The 15,743-nt window shown below is 58.7% G+C and carries 15 protein-coding genes; 10 read left to right on the top strand and 5 right to left on the bottom strand.

Annotated elements, in window-relative coordinates:
* Positions 1 to 78: 78 nt before the first annotated feature.
* Positions 79 to 1,086, bottom strand: coding sequence for a porin (locus tag ACR0BT_RS09105; protein ID WP_170398881.1), 1,008 nt, complete (start codon positions 1,084 to 1,086; stop codon positions 79 to 81).
* A 278-nt stretch (positions 1,087 to 1,364) separates the two neighbouring features.
* Here ACR0BT_RS09105 and ACR0BT_RS09100 point away from each other — a divergent pair, with 278 nt between their 5' ends.
* The 4 genes from ACR0BT_RS09100 to holA all read left to right on the top strand — a co-directional run bounded on the left by ACR0BT_RS09100 (position 1,365) and on the right by holA (position 5,975).
* Entirely contained in the window at positions 1,365 to 1,847 is a 483-nt protein-coding gene (locus tag ACR0BT_RS09100) for a DUF3576 domain-containing protein (protein WP_170398884.1), read from the top strand.
* Positions 1,848 to 1,919: 72 nt separating this feature from the next.
* Complete coding sequence (gene leuS / locus ACR0BT_RS09095) at positions 1,920 to 4,472, top strand: leucine--tRNA ligase (protein WP_480762983.1); 2,553 nt, start codon at positions 1,920 to 1,922, stop codon at positions 4,470 to 4,472.
* A complete protein-coding gene (gene lptE / locus ACR0BT_RS09090; protein ID WP_170398890.1) occupies positions 4,459 to 4,950 on the top strand; it encodes an LPS assembly lipoprotein LptE in 492 nt (163 codons plus the stop codon). Before leuS ends, lptE begins: the two co-directional genes overlap by 14 nt.
* Positions 4,947 to 5,975 (top strand): DNA polymerase III subunit delta, encoded by a 1,029-nt coding sequence (gene holA, locus ACR0BT_RS09085; RefSeq protein ID WP_480762982.1) that lies wholly within the window; start codon positions 4,947 to 4,949, stop codon positions 5,973 to 5,975. The genes lptE and holA overlap by 4 nt, the downstream gene beginning before the upstream one ends.
* 3 nt (positions 5,976 to 5,978) lie before the next feature.
* Here holA and ACR0BT_RS09080 read toward each other — a convergent pair whose 3' ends face one another.
* The gene (locus ACR0BT_RS09080; protein ID WP_170590217.1) at positions 5,979 to 7,157 is read right to left on the bottom strand and encodes a TIGR03862 family flavoprotein; all 1,179 of its coding nucleotides are present in this window, start codon (positions 7,155 to 7,157) and stop codon (positions 5,979 to 5,981) included.
* Between the two features lie 44 nt (positions 7,158 to 7,201).
* On the opposite strand from ACR0BT_RS09080, the gene ACR0BT_RS09075 reads away from it, so the two are divergent.
* The gene (locus ACR0BT_RS09075; protein WP_170406707.1) at positions 7,202 to 7,498 is read left to right on the top strand and encodes an HNH endonuclease; all 297 of its coding nucleotides are present in this window, start codon (positions 7,202 to 7,204) and stop codon (positions 7,496 to 7,498) included.
* On the opposite strand, the gene ACR0BT_RS09070 is transcribed toward ACR0BT_RS09075, so the two are convergent.
* The 3 genes from ACR0BT_RS09070 to ACR0BT_RS09060 are packed head-to-tail and all read right to left on the bottom strand — an operon-like array spanning position 7,499 to position 9,587.
* Positions 7,499 to 8,236 carry a VOC family protein gene (locus tag ACR0BT_RS09070; protein WP_480762981.1) on the bottom strand — a complete coding sequence of 246 codons (738 nt, stop codon included), beginning with the start codon at positions 8,234 to 8,236 and terminating at the stop codon, positions 7,499 to 7,501. It lies immediately after the preceding gene.
* Complete coding sequence (locus ACR0BT_RS09065; RefSeq protein WP_170425866.1) at positions 8,233 to 8,841, bottom strand: enoyl-CoA hydratase/isomerase family protein; 609 nt, start codon at positions 8,839 to 8,841, stop codon at positions 8,233 to 8,235. The genes ACR0BT_RS09070 and ACR0BT_RS09065 overlap by 4 nt, the downstream gene beginning before the upstream one ends.
* On the bottom strand, positions 8,838 to 9,587 hold the full coding sequence (locus tag ACR0BT_RS09060; RefSeq protein WP_170398908.1) for an SDR family oxidoreductase: 750 nt from the start codon (positions 9,585 to 9,587) through the stop codon (positions 8,838 to 8,840). Before ACR0BT_RS09060 ends, ACR0BT_RS09065 begins: the two co-directional genes overlap by 4 nt.
* Positions 9,588 to 9,719: 132 nt before the next feature.
* Between ACR0BT_RS09060 and ACR0BT_RS09055 the strand changes: the two genes are divergently transcribed.
* The 5 genes from ACR0BT_RS09055 to lpxK all read left to right on the top strand — a co-directional run bounded on the left by ACR0BT_RS09055 (position 9,720) and on the right by lpxK (position 15,719).
* A complete protein-coding gene (locus ACR0BT_RS09055) occupies positions 9,720 to 11,243 on the top strand; it encodes a DUF2125 domain-containing protein (protein ID WP_170398911.1) in 1,524 nt (507 codons plus the stop codon).
* Positions 11,244 to 11,368: 125 nt separating this feature from the next.
* On the top strand, positions 11,369 to 12,715 hold the full coding sequence (locus tag ACR0BT_RS09050) for a TldD/PmbA family protein (protein WP_170562302.1): 1,347 nt from the start codon (positions 11,369 to 11,371) through the stop codon (positions 12,713 to 12,715).
* Complete coding sequence (locus ACR0BT_RS09045; protein WP_223117141.1) at positions 12,702 to 13,502, top strand: 3'(2'),5'-bisphosphate nucleotidase CysQ; 801 nt, start codon at positions 12,702 to 12,704, stop codon at positions 13,500 to 13,502. Before ACR0BT_RS09050 ends, ACR0BT_RS09045 begins: the two co-directional genes overlap by 14 nt.
* Positions 13,499 to 14,734 carry a 3-deoxy-D-manno-octulosonic acid transferase gene (locus ACR0BT_RS09040; protein WP_223117142.1) on the top strand — a complete coding sequence of 412 codons (1,236 nt, stop codon included), beginning with the start codon at positions 13,499 to 13,501 and terminating at the stop codon, positions 14,732 to 14,734. The genes ACR0BT_RS09045 and ACR0BT_RS09040 overlap by 4 nt, the downstream gene beginning before the upstream one ends.
* Positions 14,721 to 15,719 carry a tetraacyldisaccharide 4'-kinase gene (gene lpxK / locus ACR0BT_RS09035; protein ID WP_480762979.1) on the top strand — a complete coding sequence of 333 codons (999 nt, stop codon included), beginning with the start codon at positions 14,721 to 14,723 and terminating at the stop codon, positions 15,717 to 15,719. Before ACR0BT_RS09040 ends, lpxK begins: the two co-directional genes overlap by 14 nt.
* Positions 15,720 to 15,743 lie beyond the last annotated feature (24 nt).

Genomic DNA, 15,743 nt, shown 5'->3' with positions numbered 1-15,743 from the left:
GCAGCAAAACACCATGTGGCGGCAAAAGAAAAGGGCAGGTCCGAAGACCTGCCCTTGAACCTTGTGGTTCAGACCAACTTAGAAGTTGAACTGAGCACCAAAGTCGGCACGCAGCTGGCTGTCGCCGTCGCCACGCTTCTGGTTGCCGATACCACCGCGCAGCGATGCACCGCCACCCAGGTCGTAGATGGCACCGATGCCGTACTGCTGCAGATCGTCGTCTGCCGAACCGTCACCGTAAGCGAAGGTCAGAGTGGTTGCCGCGCCCAGGTTGTAGGCTGCCGACAGACCGTATGCGGTGCCGTTGCGGTCATCGTTTGCAACGTCATCGTCTGCGACGAACAGAGTACCGGAGAAGTCACCGAATTCTGCACCCAGGGTCAGAACGGTCAGGCTCTGCTTGTCGGCGTCGCCCAGACCGCTGGTCTGACCGTAGGCCAGAGCGGCAGTCACGTTACCGAAGGTGTAGGTCGCGCTGATGTCCCAGCGGTCTGCATCATCAGTGTCCGCACCCGCAACAGCTTCGTCAGCAAATGTGCGCTGGTCATACGACGCGCCGAAGGCGAAGTCGCCAACTGCGTACTGGAAGAACACAGCGTTTGCGCCCGAACCGGTCGACGAATACGCCAGGAAGTCATAGTCGACGCCCGAGTACTGACCAATGAAGCTTTCCAGGCCAGGCTCGTTACCGTAGTAGTTTGCCAAGTTGTCGAACGAACCGGCTACGTTACCGGCGTCAACACGCAGACCACCGAAGATGACCGAGAAGCGTGCGCCGTTCAGGCCCGCGGAGTTTGCTTCGCCGTTGCCGGCATCTTCGTCTGCCTGCAGACGAACACGGCCTTCAAAGCGAACGCCACCGTCAGTTTCAACGATTCCGTCGATGTTCAGACGGAAGCGCGAGACCAGGATGGTTTCGTCGGTTTCTACGCCGGTCGCTTCACCACCACCAATTGCGTCAACGGTACCTGTACGGTCTTCCAGGTATCCCAGACCAAAGCGGCCGTAACCGCTGAACTTTACTTCGGCCGCTGCAACACTTGCGGTTGCAATCAGTGCGGTCGTTGCGAAGAGAACTTTTTTCATCTTGTTTCCCTCGGTTTCAAAGATTTTCTACTCGACACATGCAAAGCACGCGTCTCAGCACGGACACCGTTTCGCTTTTTTTGCCCCCGTTGCGCAAGCTTGGCATAAACGCAAAGACGTCATTCGGCCCAAATTGGTGCAAGGATGCCACAGTCGAATTCAACGGATCGTGCGGTTCGCGCGAGTCGATCATAAAAGAATAGGGTTGTTGCTGTACGGGTCCTTGTCTAGGAGTATCACTCGACAGAGCAAAACAAGTGACACGGGACCTTCCAACGATGCGCCGTATTACGATTCCAGGTTTGATCATGGTAACGGCTGCCTTATCAGCCTGCGGAGGGCCACCGCCTGGCGATGCAAGTGTGTTGACCGCTGATGGCAGCTCGACCGAGGAACGCGAACTGAATGACCCGAATCGTTCGACGATCTGGGACGTATTCGGCCCGAACACCTCAGAGCAGGTCACTCAGGTAAATCGCTATCTGTGGGCCGCATCGCTAGATGTACTGAATTTCTTACCGATCCAAGAGGTCGATCCGTTTACCGGAGTGATCGTAACGGGTTATGGCACACCGCCCGGCGGCGGGCGTTCCTATCGCGCGACAGTTCACATCAGTGATCCCGCTTTGGAAGCGCGTTCTTTGTCCGTAGCTCTTCAGACCAGTGGCGGTTCTCCGGTCAGCGCTGCAACGTCGCGCGCCGTCGAAGATGCGATCCTGTCTCGCGCGCGTCAGCTACGCATTGCGGACAACAAGTTCTAGAAACCCGACAAAAATCACACTATTACCACGCCGGGTTCCTACCCGGCGTTTTCATTCACGAAGGACCGCATGATGTCGCGCTACTCGGCCAACGAAATCGAAGCAAAATGGCAGGAGGCCTGGGACAAGGCCGGAATCTTCACCGCCAATCATAAGGCGGACAAGCCGAAATACTATGTGCTTGAGATGTTCCCCTACCCGTCTGGCCGTATCCACATGGGGCATGTACGCAACTACACGATGGGTGACGTGATCGCCCGCCACAAGCTCGCAACCGGTCATAACGTGCTGCACCCGATGGGCTGGGACGCGTTCGGGATGCCTGCGGAAAACGCCGCAATGGCCAGTGGTGGCCACCCCAAAGATTGGACCTACGGCAATATCGCCGACATGCGCGGACAGATGAAGCCGCTGGGCCTGTCGATCGACTGGTCTCGTGAATTCGCCACCTGTGATCCGGAATACTACGGCCAGCAGCAGGCTTTGTTCCTGGATATGCTCGAGGCCGGTCTGGTCTATCGCAAGAACGCCGTGGTGAACTGGGACCCGGTCGATATGACTGTTTTGGCCAATGAACAGGTAGAAAACGGCCGTGGCTGGCGTTCAGGCGCCTTGGTTGAGCGTCGCGAGTTGACTCAGTGGTTTTTCAAGATTTCCGATTATTCCGAGGAACTGCTCGACGCGCTGGATACGCTGGATAACTGGCCCGCCAAGGTACGCCTGATGCAAGAGAACTGGATCGGCAAGTCCCGTGGCCTGCAATTCGGGTTCGAACGCACCGATGGAGGTGAGCCGATCACCGTCTACACGACACGGCCCGATACGCTGATGGGCGCGTCGTTTGTTGGCATCTCGCCCGATCATCCGATTGCCAAGCAGCTTGAGGCAGAAAACCCGAAAGTCGCTGAATTCGTTGCCGAATGCCGCAAGGGCGGCACCACCGAAGAGGCGATCGAAACCGCCGAAAAGCTGGGTTATGACACCGGCATACGTGTAAAACATCCACTCGACCCCAGCTGGGAGCTGCCGGTCTGGATCGCCAACTTTATCCTGATGGACTATGGCACCGGCGCCATTTTTGCCTGCCCAGCTCATGATCAACGTGACCTCGATTTCTGTCGCAAATACGGCCTGCCTGTGGTCGACACATTCTTTGCACTGGATGATGACACTCCGGTCGACAAGATCGCGTTTGTTCCGCCGAAAACCGAGAAAGTCCGCTGGGTGAATCATTTTGCGGGTCTCACCGAGGCAACGGGTGACGAGGCCATCAATGCCACCGTTGATTTCGCCGAAAAGGCCGGTTGGGGTGAAGGTGTTACCAAATACCGCCTGCGCGATTGGGGGCTCAGCCGTCAGCGCTATTGGGGCTGCCCGATTCCTGTTGTGCATTGTGATCAATGCGGCACGGTCCCCGAGAAGAAAGATAATCTGCCGATCGAGCTGCCTTATGATGACGGCAACAGCAAACCCATAGATTTTTCGATCCCCGGCAACCCGCTGGACCGCCACCCCAGCTGGCGCGACACCCCTTGCCCTTCCTGCGGCGCTCCAGCCAAGCGGGAAACTGACACGATGGACACATTTGTCGATTCGTCGTGGTACTTCGCCCGTTTCACCGCTCCACGCGCGGAAACGCCCACCGATCTTGCCGAAGCCGAGTATTGGATGAATGTCGACCAATATATCGGTGGGATTGAGCATGCGATTCTGCACCTGCTCTATTCGCGCTTCTTCGCGCGGGCGATGAACATCACTGGTCATTTGCCGAAGAAAGCGATTGAGCCGTTCAACGCGCTGTTCACTCAAGGCATGGTGACTCATGAAATTTATCAGACACGCGACGCCAACGGTCGCCCGGTCTATCACCTGCCCGAAGACGTGACCGACGGCAAGCTGACCGACGGCACCGAGGTTGAAATCATCCCCTCAGCCAAAATGTCCAAGTCGAAAAAGAACGTCGTCGATCCGGTCAGCATCATCTCGGCCTTTGGTGCGGATACTGCGCGCTGGTTTGTTCTGTCCGACTCCCCACCTGAGCGCGACGTGGAATGGACCGCGTCGGGCGCCGAAGCCGCGTTCAAACATCTCAGCCGCGTGCACCGCATCGCCGCAGAAATCGCAGAATCGGAACTGCCGGCCACTGCAGATGACGAAACGCTGCTACGTGAGATGCACAAAGCCATTCATGACGTATCGGGCGGGGTCGAATCCTTTGGCTTTAACGCATCTATCGCAAAGCTTTATGCATTCACTAACACGCTTGCCAAATCCAAAGCGGGCTCTGCAGTCAAGCGCGAGGCAGCCAAGACATTGGCGCAGCTGATGTCGCCGATGACGCCACACTTGTCCGAAGAACTTTGGCAGATGCTGGGCGGAGAAGGCCTGGTTGCAACCGCGCCTTGGCCCATCGCGGATGAGACGATGCTGATCGATGACACCATAACCCTGCCGATTCAGATCAACGGCAAGCGTCGGGCCGAGATCAGCGTAGCCAAAGATCTGGATAAAGCAGAGGTTGAAAAAATCGCCCTCAGCACCGAAGCTGTGCAAAAGGCGCTGGATGGCGCTGCACCGAAGAAAGTGATCGTTGTTCCGGGCCGGATCGTTAATGTCGTCGTTTGATCGCAGAACCCTGTTATTGATGCCGCTGGCGCTCGCCGCTTGCGGGTTCGAGCCGGTCTATGCGCCCGGAGGATCAGGCTCGGCCTTGGATGGCAAGGTCGAGGTGTCAGCGCCGAATACCGTCGAAAGCTTTCTGCTTGTTCAGAATCTGGAACGCAAATTAGGTCGAAGCGCGACCTCGGGCAACGAATACAAGCTGGATGTGGGGGTTTCGACGGTCACCCGCAGGGCCTCGATCACCACAGCAAATGAAACCAATCGCTACACCATCGACGGGAACGCGACTTACGCGCTGAAATCCAATGCGACCGGGCAAATCATCGCCTCGGGCAACGTTACCGAATTTGTCGGCTATTCTGCTGCGGGCTCAACTGTGTCGACGCTGGCCGATGAGCGTGATGCGACCGAGCGGCTGATGGTGATTCTAGCCGATCAGATCGTGAACCGCCTTTACGCCACGCCGGGCCTGTCCACATGAAGTTGAGCCCGCGTGAGGCTGAAGGGTATTTTTCCAAGCCGGACGCGGACAAAGCCGGATTGCTGATCTACGGGGCGGACGCGATGCGCGTTGCGTTGAAGCGTCAACAGGTGCTGGCGGCTTTGCTGGGACCTGGCGCCGAAGAGGAAATGCGCCTGACCCGCATTCCCGGAAGCGATCTACGCAGCGATCCGGCCCTGTTGCTGGACGCGGTCAAGGCTGTCGGATTTTTCCCCGGTCCCCGCGCGGTGTTTGTTGAAGACGCCACCGATGTCGCAGCGCCTGCGATTCTCACAGCCCTTGAAGACTGGGATCATGGCGATGCACAGATCATCGTGACGGCCGGGCAGCTCAAACCCAGCTCGAAAATCCGCAAAGCTTTCGAAGCGAACCCTGCCGCATACGCTGTTGGCATCTACGATGACCCGCCCTCGCGTGCCGAGGTGGAGCGCATTCTGGCGCAAGCCGGATTGAAGAATATTCCGCGCGATTCGATGTCGGCGCTTAGCGAACTTGCGATGGCGCTCAGCCCTGGTGATTTCACTCAATCAGTTGATAAACTGTCGCTTTACAAACGCGGTGACGCCGGTGAACTGACGATTGAAGACATTGAAGCCTGTGCGCCGCGGTCGACCGAGGCGGCGCTGGATGATGTATTGAACGTCGTTGCCGAGGGCCGGGCACAGGAAATCGGCCCTCTTATCCGACGCCTGCAGGCGCAGGGCACCAACGGGGTCACCTTGTGTATTGGGGCGACGCGGCATTTCCGAACGCTCTATGCCTGCGCATCCGACCCTGGAGGCGCGGCGCAGGGAATCGGCAAGCTGCGCCCTCCGGTCTATGGCAAACGACGTGACCGGATCCTGAGGCAAGCTCAGGGATGGGGGGCGCCCAAGCTGCAGACCGCTTTAACCGTCCTTACAGATACGGACCTATCCTTGCGCTCGGCAGGTCAAACCGCACCTGCGATGTCACTGGTAGAGCGTGCAATGATCCGACTGGCGATGCTGGCCCGATCGGGTTAAGGCCTAGCGCGCCAACCACGTTGCCGCCGACTGACCGGCCCAACGTCCCGTCGCCAGACAGGCGGTCAGAAGATAACCACCGGTCGGGGCTTCCCAATCCAGCATCTCGCCCGCGCAAAAAACGCCCGGACATGCTGTCAGCATCAAACCGCTGTCCACGGCACCCAATGCTACCCCGCCAGCGGTTGAGATCGCCTCATCCATCGGGCGTAGCCCAGCATACCTGATGGGCAGGTTTTTCAGCGCACCGATCCATTGCGTTTGCTTCAATGCGCGGCCCTTAGTCATTTCGTGGAACAAAGCGACCTTTTGCGGAGACAGACGCAGACCATTCTTCAACCAATGCGAAAGCGTTGCCTTTGATTTCTTCGCGTCCAATCGCGCCTGCATCCCTTCAGCCGTCACATCCGGGACCAGATCAACAAACAGCGGCGCCCCCATCCGCAGCGCAGGGGTCAGGGCATACATACCGCCACCTTCCAGGCCTTTTGCGGAAATAGTGGCCTCACCACGGCTATCCAGATCGCCCGCCATCCACCGCACCGACTTGAGCGCCGCGCCAAAATGTGGCTGCATATAGGGGCTCCAATCGACTGACAGAGCGGCGTTAGCCGGTGCAAACGGTGTTAGATCAACTCCGCTGTCCGCAAGCCACTGGGCCCAAGCCCCATCCGAACCCAACCGCGCCCAGCTGGCGCCCCCTAATGCCAAAACCGTCGCGTCGGGCGAGCAAAACTGCATGCCATCTGGCGTCTCAAAAGCCAACGCGCCACCTTGCCATCCCTGCCAGCGCCAGCGTGTCCTGATCTGAACACCGGCCTGATCCAATCTGGCCAGCCAAGCCCGCAGCAAGGGTGAGGCCTTCATGACTTTCGGAAACACGCGCCCGGTAGAGCCCGTGAACATCTCTTGCCCAAGATCACCGGCCCAAGCCTTCACCGCCTGTGCGTCAAACGCTTGTATCATCGGATGCAACCAATCCTTTGCATCCCCGTATGCGCCCATAAGCATGTCAAAAGGCTCATCCTTGGTCAGGTTCAGGCCGGACTTCCCCGCCATCAGGAATTTACGCGCGACAGACGGCTTGGCTTCGGCCACTACAACCTCGTGCCCGGCGGCGGCAAGCTGTTCGGCGGCCATTAGCCCCGCTGGCCCTGCCCCGATGACCATGGTTTGCGCCATTGTGTCCCTCTTGCCCTGTACACGCATCAGCGCGAAGTTAGGTCATGGCAAATTCCGATCCGATCTGCCCGCTCTGCAACCGTCCGATCCCCGAAGGTGGTGGAAGCCTGCACCATCTGATCCCAAAGCTTAAGGGAGGCAAGGGCGGGCCCACCGTTTTGTTGCATCAGATATGCCACAAAGAGATCCACGCGACACTGACCGAGGCCGAACTGGCGCGTGACTTTCACACCGTCGATGCACTGCGCAAACATCCGAGGCTTGAGAAGTTCCTGAATTGGGTGCGCAAACGCCCGCCGGGGTTTCGCTCAAAAGTGCCGGGCAAACGACGCGGGCGATGATCAGGCAGGAAGCCAGGGATCGCCGAATGCATCCTTTTGCGGGTCAGCCAGCCCTTCAATTTCGATCCCGAGATAGTCCGGCACCGGTGCAAACCGGGCATTTGGGATGTGTTGGTATTCCAACGTGGTATATGGGCGCTTCCACAGCCATTCGCGGTTCTCAACCGCCCAGAGGTCGGGATTGAGCGGTTTGTCAGCAGTGAACGCGTAGAAATGCAGATCGAACCCGTGAGGTTCGACATCCTGCAAAGACAGCAATGACATTCCCATGGATCGGCAGAACGCATCTTCGGCAGCGATATCACCGGTTCGCAAAGTGATCTGACCAATACAGGCCTTGGCAAATGGGGCGTCCGCGCTGGCGGCATTTTCGGGCCGGTTGCCCTCGAAATCCTGCTGCAGCAGTTCAATGGCAAACCCTTCGGGGTCATTCAGATGGCACATATAGCCGATATCCAGAAACTGCCGCGGCGCGCTGACCGGGATACCCTTCTGGCGCAGGTGTTCTGCGGCAAGATCAACATCCGGCAACGTGATCCCGATCTTCCAATACCGCTGCCCCGGATCATGGCGGTAACCCCCGCCGCCCGGCATCAGCAACAGATCGGCATCCTGACCGGAATATCCAAGACGACGATTGGCGCCTTCAACCCTGACAGACATGCCAAGCGCATCACGATAAAACGCCGCCAACGCATCCGGGTCCGCCACCCGCAATCGGAGCGCGGCCAACCTCATGGGCACAATCCGGCTATGCCCGCAGCAACAGACGGATCTGCGGACAGGCTGTCGGCTACAAGTTCTTGTGCAGTTGGTATCAAATGTTCGGGCTCAACCACCCGATCAACCAGCCCAAAGCTATAAGCTTCTTCTGCAGAAATCTTCTGTCCCGCCATCAGTATGAGTCGGGTTCTGGCCGGACCGATCAACTCTGCCATCCGCTTGGGATCCGAGGGCTGCGGCAAGAATCCCAGCTTCATGACCGGGTAAAAGAACTTGGCCGAGGGCACTGCGATACGCAGGTCACAGGCCAGCACCATACCGTTGGCTCCACCGGCCAAAGTGCCGTTGAGCGCGGCCACCGTCAGGCAGGGCAAGGCGGCAATGGCACCCGACAACCTCTCCCAAAGATCGGATGTCGCAAGGCCCGCCCGCGCTTCTTCAAGATCGGCGCCCGCACTGAAGACCCGGCCCGCCCCCGTCAGGATCAATGCACGTGCCTCGGTTGCCGCCTCTGCGATGCGTACCAATTCGCTAAGCATCGCTGAGGTCAGCGCATTGGCCTTATCCGGATTGTTCAACGTGACGGTCCACAGCCCATTATCCTGTGTCAGTTCGATCACGTCAGCCCAACCCTTTTTCGGATGTCTTCGTTGCGCAGCGATATCTCGGTCCCCAAGAACTCATCCGCATCTGCCGAGCACATCCACATCAACGCCCGCGCGGGCCAGTCTGCGGGGATGTGATCGTCCCAATCCAGCTGACTTACTGGATTGATTCCGCTGGCCTTGATCACCCGCTGCATATCTGTGGCCACAGTTCCCGGGGACAGGCCCATTGCGCGAATACCGTGATGCGCCTCTTCCAGATGCAGGCATTCGGTCAGCATCTTGGCCCCGGCTTTTGATGCGCAATAGTGGCTCCAGGCTTCGACCGGGTTCGACGCGGCACCGGACGAGACTGTCAGAACGGTCCCGCCGCCTGCTGCCCGCATGATGGGCAGGACGGCACGCATTCCATAAAAGACACCCTTCAAGTTGATGTCGATTGCTTGGCTCCAGGCCCGGGTGTCGGCATTCGAAAGATGAAAGATCGGATCAATGACGCCCGCGTTCCCGATTAGCACATCCAGCTTGCCGAACCGGTCGATGCAATCGGCAACTGTCTGTTCGACCTGGGAAAAATCGCTGACATCGCAGGCCAGCGCCATGGCATTTTCACCCAATGCCGCAGCCAGAGCGTCAATCTGATCGCGGCTGCGTGCGACCAAGGCCACATTGGCCCCAGCTGCGGCAAAAACGCGCCCGGCTTCCGCTCCAATGCCTCGGCTTGCCCCTGTGATCAGTACCGTTTTCCCTTGCATATGCATCGTTTAAATCCCTGCATTTGAAATTGTCTTAACTCGTACCCTGCAAATGGGGAATTGGTCCACCCCTTCCCCCTTGACGCTGGCCGCTACAGGCACGACCATGCCGGCAAATTGATCAAGAAGGGTTCTCTTATGACTGTTTTCCTTCGCCGTAGCTGCGGTGCAGCTTTGGCCTATGCTGTTGCAACCAACGGCGCCTTTGCAGATGTTACCGCCAATGATGTCTGGGCCGATTGGCAGGCTTATCTGGGCGGCATGGGCTATGACGTCACTGGCGATCAGAGCGTTTCCGGCAACGTCACCACCATCGCGAACATGACGATGGCCATGGCCATTCCGGACACCGAAGGCACCTTCGACATGGTCATCCCCGAGATGACGTTGACCGAAAATGGCGACGGTACAGTCAATATCGGCTTTCCTGCCAGCTTCCCGATGACAATTTCGGGTGAAGCCGAGGGCGAGACATTTTCGGCTGATCTGATGTACGCTCACGACGCCTTGGAAATGGTCGTTTCGGGTACCCCCGAAAACATGACATATGACTATACGGCGAACAGCCTGACTCTGTCGATGGACTCGATGGAGTTTGATGGCGAAACCGTATCCAGCGACATGTTTGCCTTGAACGTTCAGATGAACGAAATCGCAGGCACATCGCAGATGCAGATCGGCGAGATGCGCGATATCGCGCAGCAGTTCACGGCCAGCAGCCTGTCCTATGATGTGGCCTTCAACGAGCCCGAAAGTGAAGACACGGGCCGGATCAGCGGTAAATTAGATGGTTTGAAATTTGATGGCGATACAATCATTCCACCCGGTATGGATGTCGCCAACATTGAAGACATCTACAAGGCCGGGTTCGCCGCTTCAGGTACATTCACATACGCCTCGGGCAGCACCGAAATGGCAGGCACTGCCGAGGGTGAGCCATTCTCGCTCAGCAGCAGTTCCGAAGGAGGCAGCTTTACCGGCAGCATCGATGCACAGCGCCTTGTCTACGATCTTGCGCAGAACAGCACCAAACTAGCCGTCACCACGTCGGATCTGCCTTTTCCAATCGAAATCGCGATGGCAAATGCAGGACTGAAATTCGAGCTTCCGGTGCAGGCCTCGGAAGAAATCCAGCCATTTGGGTTTGGCATGAACCTGACGGATTTCACCATGTCCGACGTATTGTGGAGCATGTTCGACCCTGCTAGTGCGCTGCCGCGCGATCCGGCGACCATCGCGTTGGATGCAACCGGCACCGCCAAAGTTCTGGTCGATTTCATGGACCCGGAAGCCGTCGAAGAGCTTGAGACATCTGATATCGTTCCGGGCGAACTGCATTCGCTGAAGATCAACAAGCTTCTCGTATCATTGGTCGGAGCCCAATTGAGCGGTGATGGCGACTTTGCGTTCGACAACTCCAACACGGAAGAGTTTGATGGCCTGCCTGCCCCGTCGGGTGTTGCCAACTTGAAACTTGTTGGGGCCAACGCTCTGCTGGACAAGCTGATCGGCATGGGCTTTGTGTCGGAAAACGACGCGCTGGGCGCGCGTATGATGATGGGTCTGATGGCTGTTCCGGGCGAAGAACCGGACACGTTGAACTCGAAAATCGAGTTTACCGAGGATGGACAGATTCTGGCCAACGGTCAGCGTATCAAGTGACAAACAAATCGGGAAAGGCCGCGGCGCTGGCCTTTCCCGCCCGAGGCACATAAAGCCAGTGGGCTGCAGGCCTTGCGGGACAGGCTATCCGAGGCTAGGTCCAGAACAACAAGACCGGAGGCCTCATGACGCGAACACCTCAAACAATCAGTGAAGAGCTGCTGAATGCAGCCCGCAAGGCAGGTGCCGAGGCAGCGGATGCCATAGTAATTGATGGCTCATCCGTTTCTGTGGAAGTACGTAGTGGTGCATTGGAACATGCCGAACGCTCGGAAGCGACCGATCTAGGGCTGCGGGTCTTCCTTGGCAAACAGCAGGCAATCGTATCCAGTTCGGATAGTCGCCCCGATACGCTTGCCGCGATGGCCGAGCGCGCCGTGGCCATGGCACGGGAAGCGCCGGAAGATCCGTTCACCGGCTTGGCCGCGCCTGACCAATTGGTCGCCGACTGTAATATCGACACGCTGGAGCTGTTTGACCCAGCCCCTGAACCCAGCGCTGAAGCTCTGATGCAGGATGCGCTGGCGGCCGAGGCAGCAGCGATGGACGTTACGGGTGTCTCACAGGTGTCCGACGCTGCGGCTGCCTATGGTACCCACCGGGTCCATCTTGCCGCGACAAACGGCTTTTCGGGTGGCTACATGCGCAGCAGCCGTTCAACCTCATGCGTCGCCATTTCCGGCGAAGGGACGGGAATGGAGCGTGACTATGACGGTGACAGCCGGACTTTTCAGTCTGACCTGCGCAGCCCCGCCGAGATTGGTCGCACGGCTGGTGAACGTGCGGTTCAGATCGTGGGAGCACGCAAGCCCCAGACCGGTAGTTTCCCGGTGGTGTTCGACGAACGGATTTCATCATCCCTGATCGGCCATCTGCTGGCCGCCAGCAATGGCGCGGCGATAGCCCGCGGGGCCTCGTGGCTGAAGGAAAGCCTTGGGCAACAGGTTCTACCGGCACATTTGTCTTTGATTGAAGACCCGCATCGCCCGCGCATTTCGGGCTCGCGCCCGTTCGATGCCGAAGGGCTGGCAACACGGCGCAGGGCGATCGTTGAAGATGGCGTTCTGACCGGTTGGACGTTAGACCTGTCCAGCGCCCGCAAATTGGGAATGACCTCGACCGGCAACGCAGCGCGCGGCGTATCCGGGCCGCCGTCGCCTAGCAACTGGAACCTGAGCCTGACGCAAGGCGAGAAGACCCGCGCCGAGTTGTTGCGCGACATGGGTACCGGGCTTTTGGTCACTTCGATGATCGGATCGACCATCAATCCGAATACCGGCGACTATTCACGCGGCGCTTCGGGATTTTGGGTTGAGAACGGCGAGATCACCCATCCCGTCAACGAGTGTACCATCGCTGGCAATCTTCGCGACATGCTGATGCGAATCATTCCGGCAAACGATGCGCGGCCTTACCTATCGCGCGTTGTACCCTCGCTGTTGATCGAAGGGATGACACTTGCCGGCAACTGACCTGCCCCTGCTGATCGACGCTGCGCTTGAGGCCGGAAAGATCGCCACGCGCTATTCGGGTCCTGATGCCCAGCGCTGGGATAAACCCGAAGGCGCAGGCCCGGTGACCGAGGCCGATCTGGCCGTCAACGCGATGCTAGAACGTGATCTGCAGGCGGCCCGCCCGGATTATGGCTGGCTGAGCGAAGAAACCGAGGATTCACCCGATCGTCTGGCCCGTGATCGGGTCTTCGTCATCGATCCCATCGACGGCACCCGCAGTTTTGCCGAGGGGTCGCGCACATGGGCCCATTCGCTGGCCGTAACCGAGAACGGTGAGGTCACGGCAGCCGTCATCTACCTGCCCTTACGTGATCTGCTTTATGCGGCTGCAAAAGGGCAAGGTGCAACGTTGAATGGCACTGCCATCCAAGTTTCAGGTCAAGCACACCTGCCCGAAGCCGAGATTTTGGCGGCAAAACCCAATCTAGATCCGCGCCACTGGCAATCCGGTGCTGCCCCTGACTTTCGCCGTGTATACCGCCCGTCCCTGGCTTACCGGATGGCGCTGGTTGCGCAGGGACGGTTTGACGGGATGCTGACGTTGCGACCCAGTTGGGAATGGGATATCGCCGCCGGAGATCTGATCCTGCGCGAGGCAGGCGGGCTCTGTACCGATCGTTTGGGGCAACCTCTGCGCTTCAACAATACCCACCCGCGCCTGAACGGCGTGGTGGCGGCAGGTTCAGCGGTGCATTCGGACCTTCAGGCCCGGCTTGACCCGAATGGGGCCGGAATTCCGGCATGAGCAAGCCGCGATCTCTGAGCCTTGCGGCCTATCGGGTCCTGTCCTGGGGCGTCCCGCAAAGCACGGGCCACCCCGAGATTGCGCGCCCGGAAGGTGAACTTCTGTGGGTCCATGTCAGTACACCCGATCGGTTGCGGGCCGTCGACAATATTTGCCGTCGGCTGCTGTCTGTGCGACCGGGACTTTCGCTGTTGCTGACCGCCCCACCCGATGTTGATCTGAAGGACTGGGAAGATTGCGATACCCCGATCACAATGCTGCCCGCCGAACATACCGGCGCGGCGCGCACGTTCTTGGATCACTGGCGCCCTGATATGGGGCTGTGGTTTGGCGGTGGGCTGATGCCCAATGTCATAACACGCGCACAGGAGCGGGGCATTCCGCTAATTTTGCTTGAGGCTGTGGTCGACGTGAAAACCGCAAGGGGTGGACGTTGGCTACCTGATATCACGCGATACACGCTGGATTGCTTTTCAGCGATACTTGCGCCCAATGATGACAGCGCACGCCAAATCCGACGCCTGGGAGTGAACTCGGCAAAAATCTCGGTCGCGCCACCACTTCATATCAGCCCCAACCCAGAGCCCTGGCCCGAAGATGAATTGATCGAAACCACTCACACAATGGCCGGGCGCCCGGTTTGGCTGGCCGCATGGGTTCAGGACAAGGAATTCATCTCGGTTCTGACGGCCCATCGTCAGGCCTTGCGGATGCTGCCACGTCTGGCTTTGGTCCTGCATGTGGCGGATATGTCCGAGTCAGCGCCCTTGTTTAAACGCCTCGAAGCGATGGACCTTCGATGCGCCAACTGGGATGAAGGCCATCCAATCGAAGACACCACACAAGTGATTCTAACAGCCGAGCCCGAGGATCTAGGCCTTTGGCATCGTGTATCCGCAGTTACCTTCATGGGAAGTTCACTGGAACGCGGGGCGCGGGGGCACGACCCTCTGACCGCAGTCGCCTTGGGATCTGCGGTAATCCATGGGCCTCATGTCAGCAAGCATCGCAGTCTCTATGACAGATTGGGGCAGGCAAAAGCCGCGTTGAAGATACGAACCGCAACAGAGTTGGGCGATGGCGTTGTCGAATTGTTGGCACCTGACCGCACAGCAGACATGGCATTGGCCGGATGGCGGATTGTCACCGAAGGGGCTCCACAGGCGGACCAACTGATCGATATGGTACAGGATACACTGGACCGGCGAGGGCGTGACGATGCGGGCACCTGACTTCTGGAACTCAGCCCCTGATCGGTTGGATCTGCGCGCCAGGCTGTTGGCGCCACTTGGTCGCCTCTATGCCGCTGCAACCGCCCGTCGCGTGGCGAGCGGGCAAGGCATCTCGCCGGGCGTACCGGTTATCTGCGTTGGCAACCTGAATGCCGGTGGCACAGGGAAGACACCGACGGTGATCTGGGTTTTGGAATATTTGAGGGATACCTGGCATCAACCTCATGTCGTGACCAAAGGCCATGGTGGCTCGCTGGAAGGCCCGGTGCAGGTCGACCCGCGCAAACACACAGCGGCTCAGGTCGGGGACGAACCCCTGTTGCTCGCCGCGTTTGCCGAGGTCTGGGTCGCCAAAGATCGTGCAGCGGGCGCGCAGGCAGCCGCAGCGGCAGGGGCAACCGCGATCGTGCTGGACGACGGTTTTCAGAACCCCGCAGTTGCCAAGGATTTTTCCATCATCGTGGTGGATGCGCAGCGCGGATTTGGCAATGGCCTTTGCCTTCCTGCTGGTCCACTGCGAGAGCCTGTGGCCGTTGGATTGAAACGTGCCGATCTCGTGTTGTCGCTTGGGGACGCCGCAGCGCAGTCAACATTTTCGGAAAGATGGGAACCTGCCCTGACGGTCCCACACGCCACCGGCGAGGTGTGTCCGCTCCAAACCGGAATGGACTGGAACAATACACCCGTTCTGGCCTTTGCGGGCATAGGCTATCCGGATAAGTTCTTTGGAACTCTGCGACAGCAAGGCGCGAAACTGCTGCGTGCTGAAGCAATGGATGATCACCAACCACTGACTTCAGCGCTGATGACGCGGCTTGAGAACGAGGCCAAAGCACTGGGCGCGCAACTGGTGACAACCGAGAAAGACGCCGTGCGCCTGCCCGCCACTTTCCGCAGCAAAGTTCTGACCCTACCGGTTCGGTTGCAAATCAATCAGGATGACAAAGTAAAAGACTTGTTGGCGAAGGCCGCGCCTTCACCTTAGGCAGATGGCCAGCCCAAAACAGGC

The sequence above is a fragment of the Ruegeria sp. CJ6 genome (assembly GCF_056536665.1).
The sequence above is the reverse complement of the archived record's forward strand: the minus strand, read 5'-3'. Positions and strand labels throughout refer to the sequence as shown.

Bases quoted from the DNA above. Each gene is read 5' to 3' on its own strand.
- ACR0BT_RS09105 (WP_170398881.1), bottom strand. From the start codon at position 1,086: ATGAAAAAAGTTCTCTTCGCAACGACCGCACTGATTGCAACCGCAAGT.
- ACR0BT_RS09100 (WP_170398884.1), top strand. From the start codon at position 1,365: ATGCGCCGTATTACGATTCCAGGTTTGATCATGGTAACGGCTGCCTTA.
- leuS (WP_480762983.1), top strand. From the start codon at position 1,920: ATGTCGCGCTACTCGGCCAACGAAATCGAAGCAAAATGGCAGGAGGCC.
- lptE (WP_170398890.1), top strand. From the start codon at position 4,459: ATGTCGTCGTTTGATCGCAGAACCCTGTTATTGATGCCGCTGGCGCTC.
- holA (WP_480762982.1), top strand. From the start codon at position 4,947: ATGAAGTTGAGCCCGCGTGAGGCTGAAGGGTATTTTTCCAAGCCGGAC.
- ACR0BT_RS09080 (WP_170590217.1), bottom strand. From the start codon at position 7,157: ATGGCGCAAACCATGGTCATCGGGGCAGGGCCAGCGGGGCTAATGGCC.
- ACR0BT_RS09075 (WP_170406707.1), top strand. From the start codon at position 7,202: ATGGCAAATTCCGATCCGATCTGCCCGCTCTGCAACCGTCCGATCCCC.
- ACR0BT_RS09070 (WP_480762981.1), bottom strand. From the start codon at position 8,236: ATGAGGTTGGCCGCGCTCCGATTGCGGGTGGCGGACCCGGATGCGTTG.
- ACR0BT_RS09060 (WP_170398908.1), bottom strand. From the start codon at position 9,587: ATGCATATGCAAGGGAAAACGGTACTGATCACAGGGGCAAGCCGAGGC.
- ACR0BT_RS09055 (WP_170398911.1), top strand. From the start codon at position 9,720: ATGACTGTTTTCCTTCGCCGTAGCTGCGGTGCAGCTTTGGCCTATGCT.
- ACR0BT_RS09050 (WP_170562302.1), top strand. From the start codon at position 11,369: ATGACGCGAACACCTCAAACAATCAGTGAAGAGCTGCTGAATGCAGCC.
- ACR0BT_RS09040 (WP_223117142.1), top strand. From the start codon at position 13,499: ATGAGCAAGCCGCGATCTCTGAGCCTTGCGGCCTATCGGGTCCTGTCC.
- lpxK (WP_480762979.1), top strand. From the start codon at position 14,721: ATGCGGGCACCTGACTTCTGGAACTCAGCCCCTGATCGGTTGGATCTG.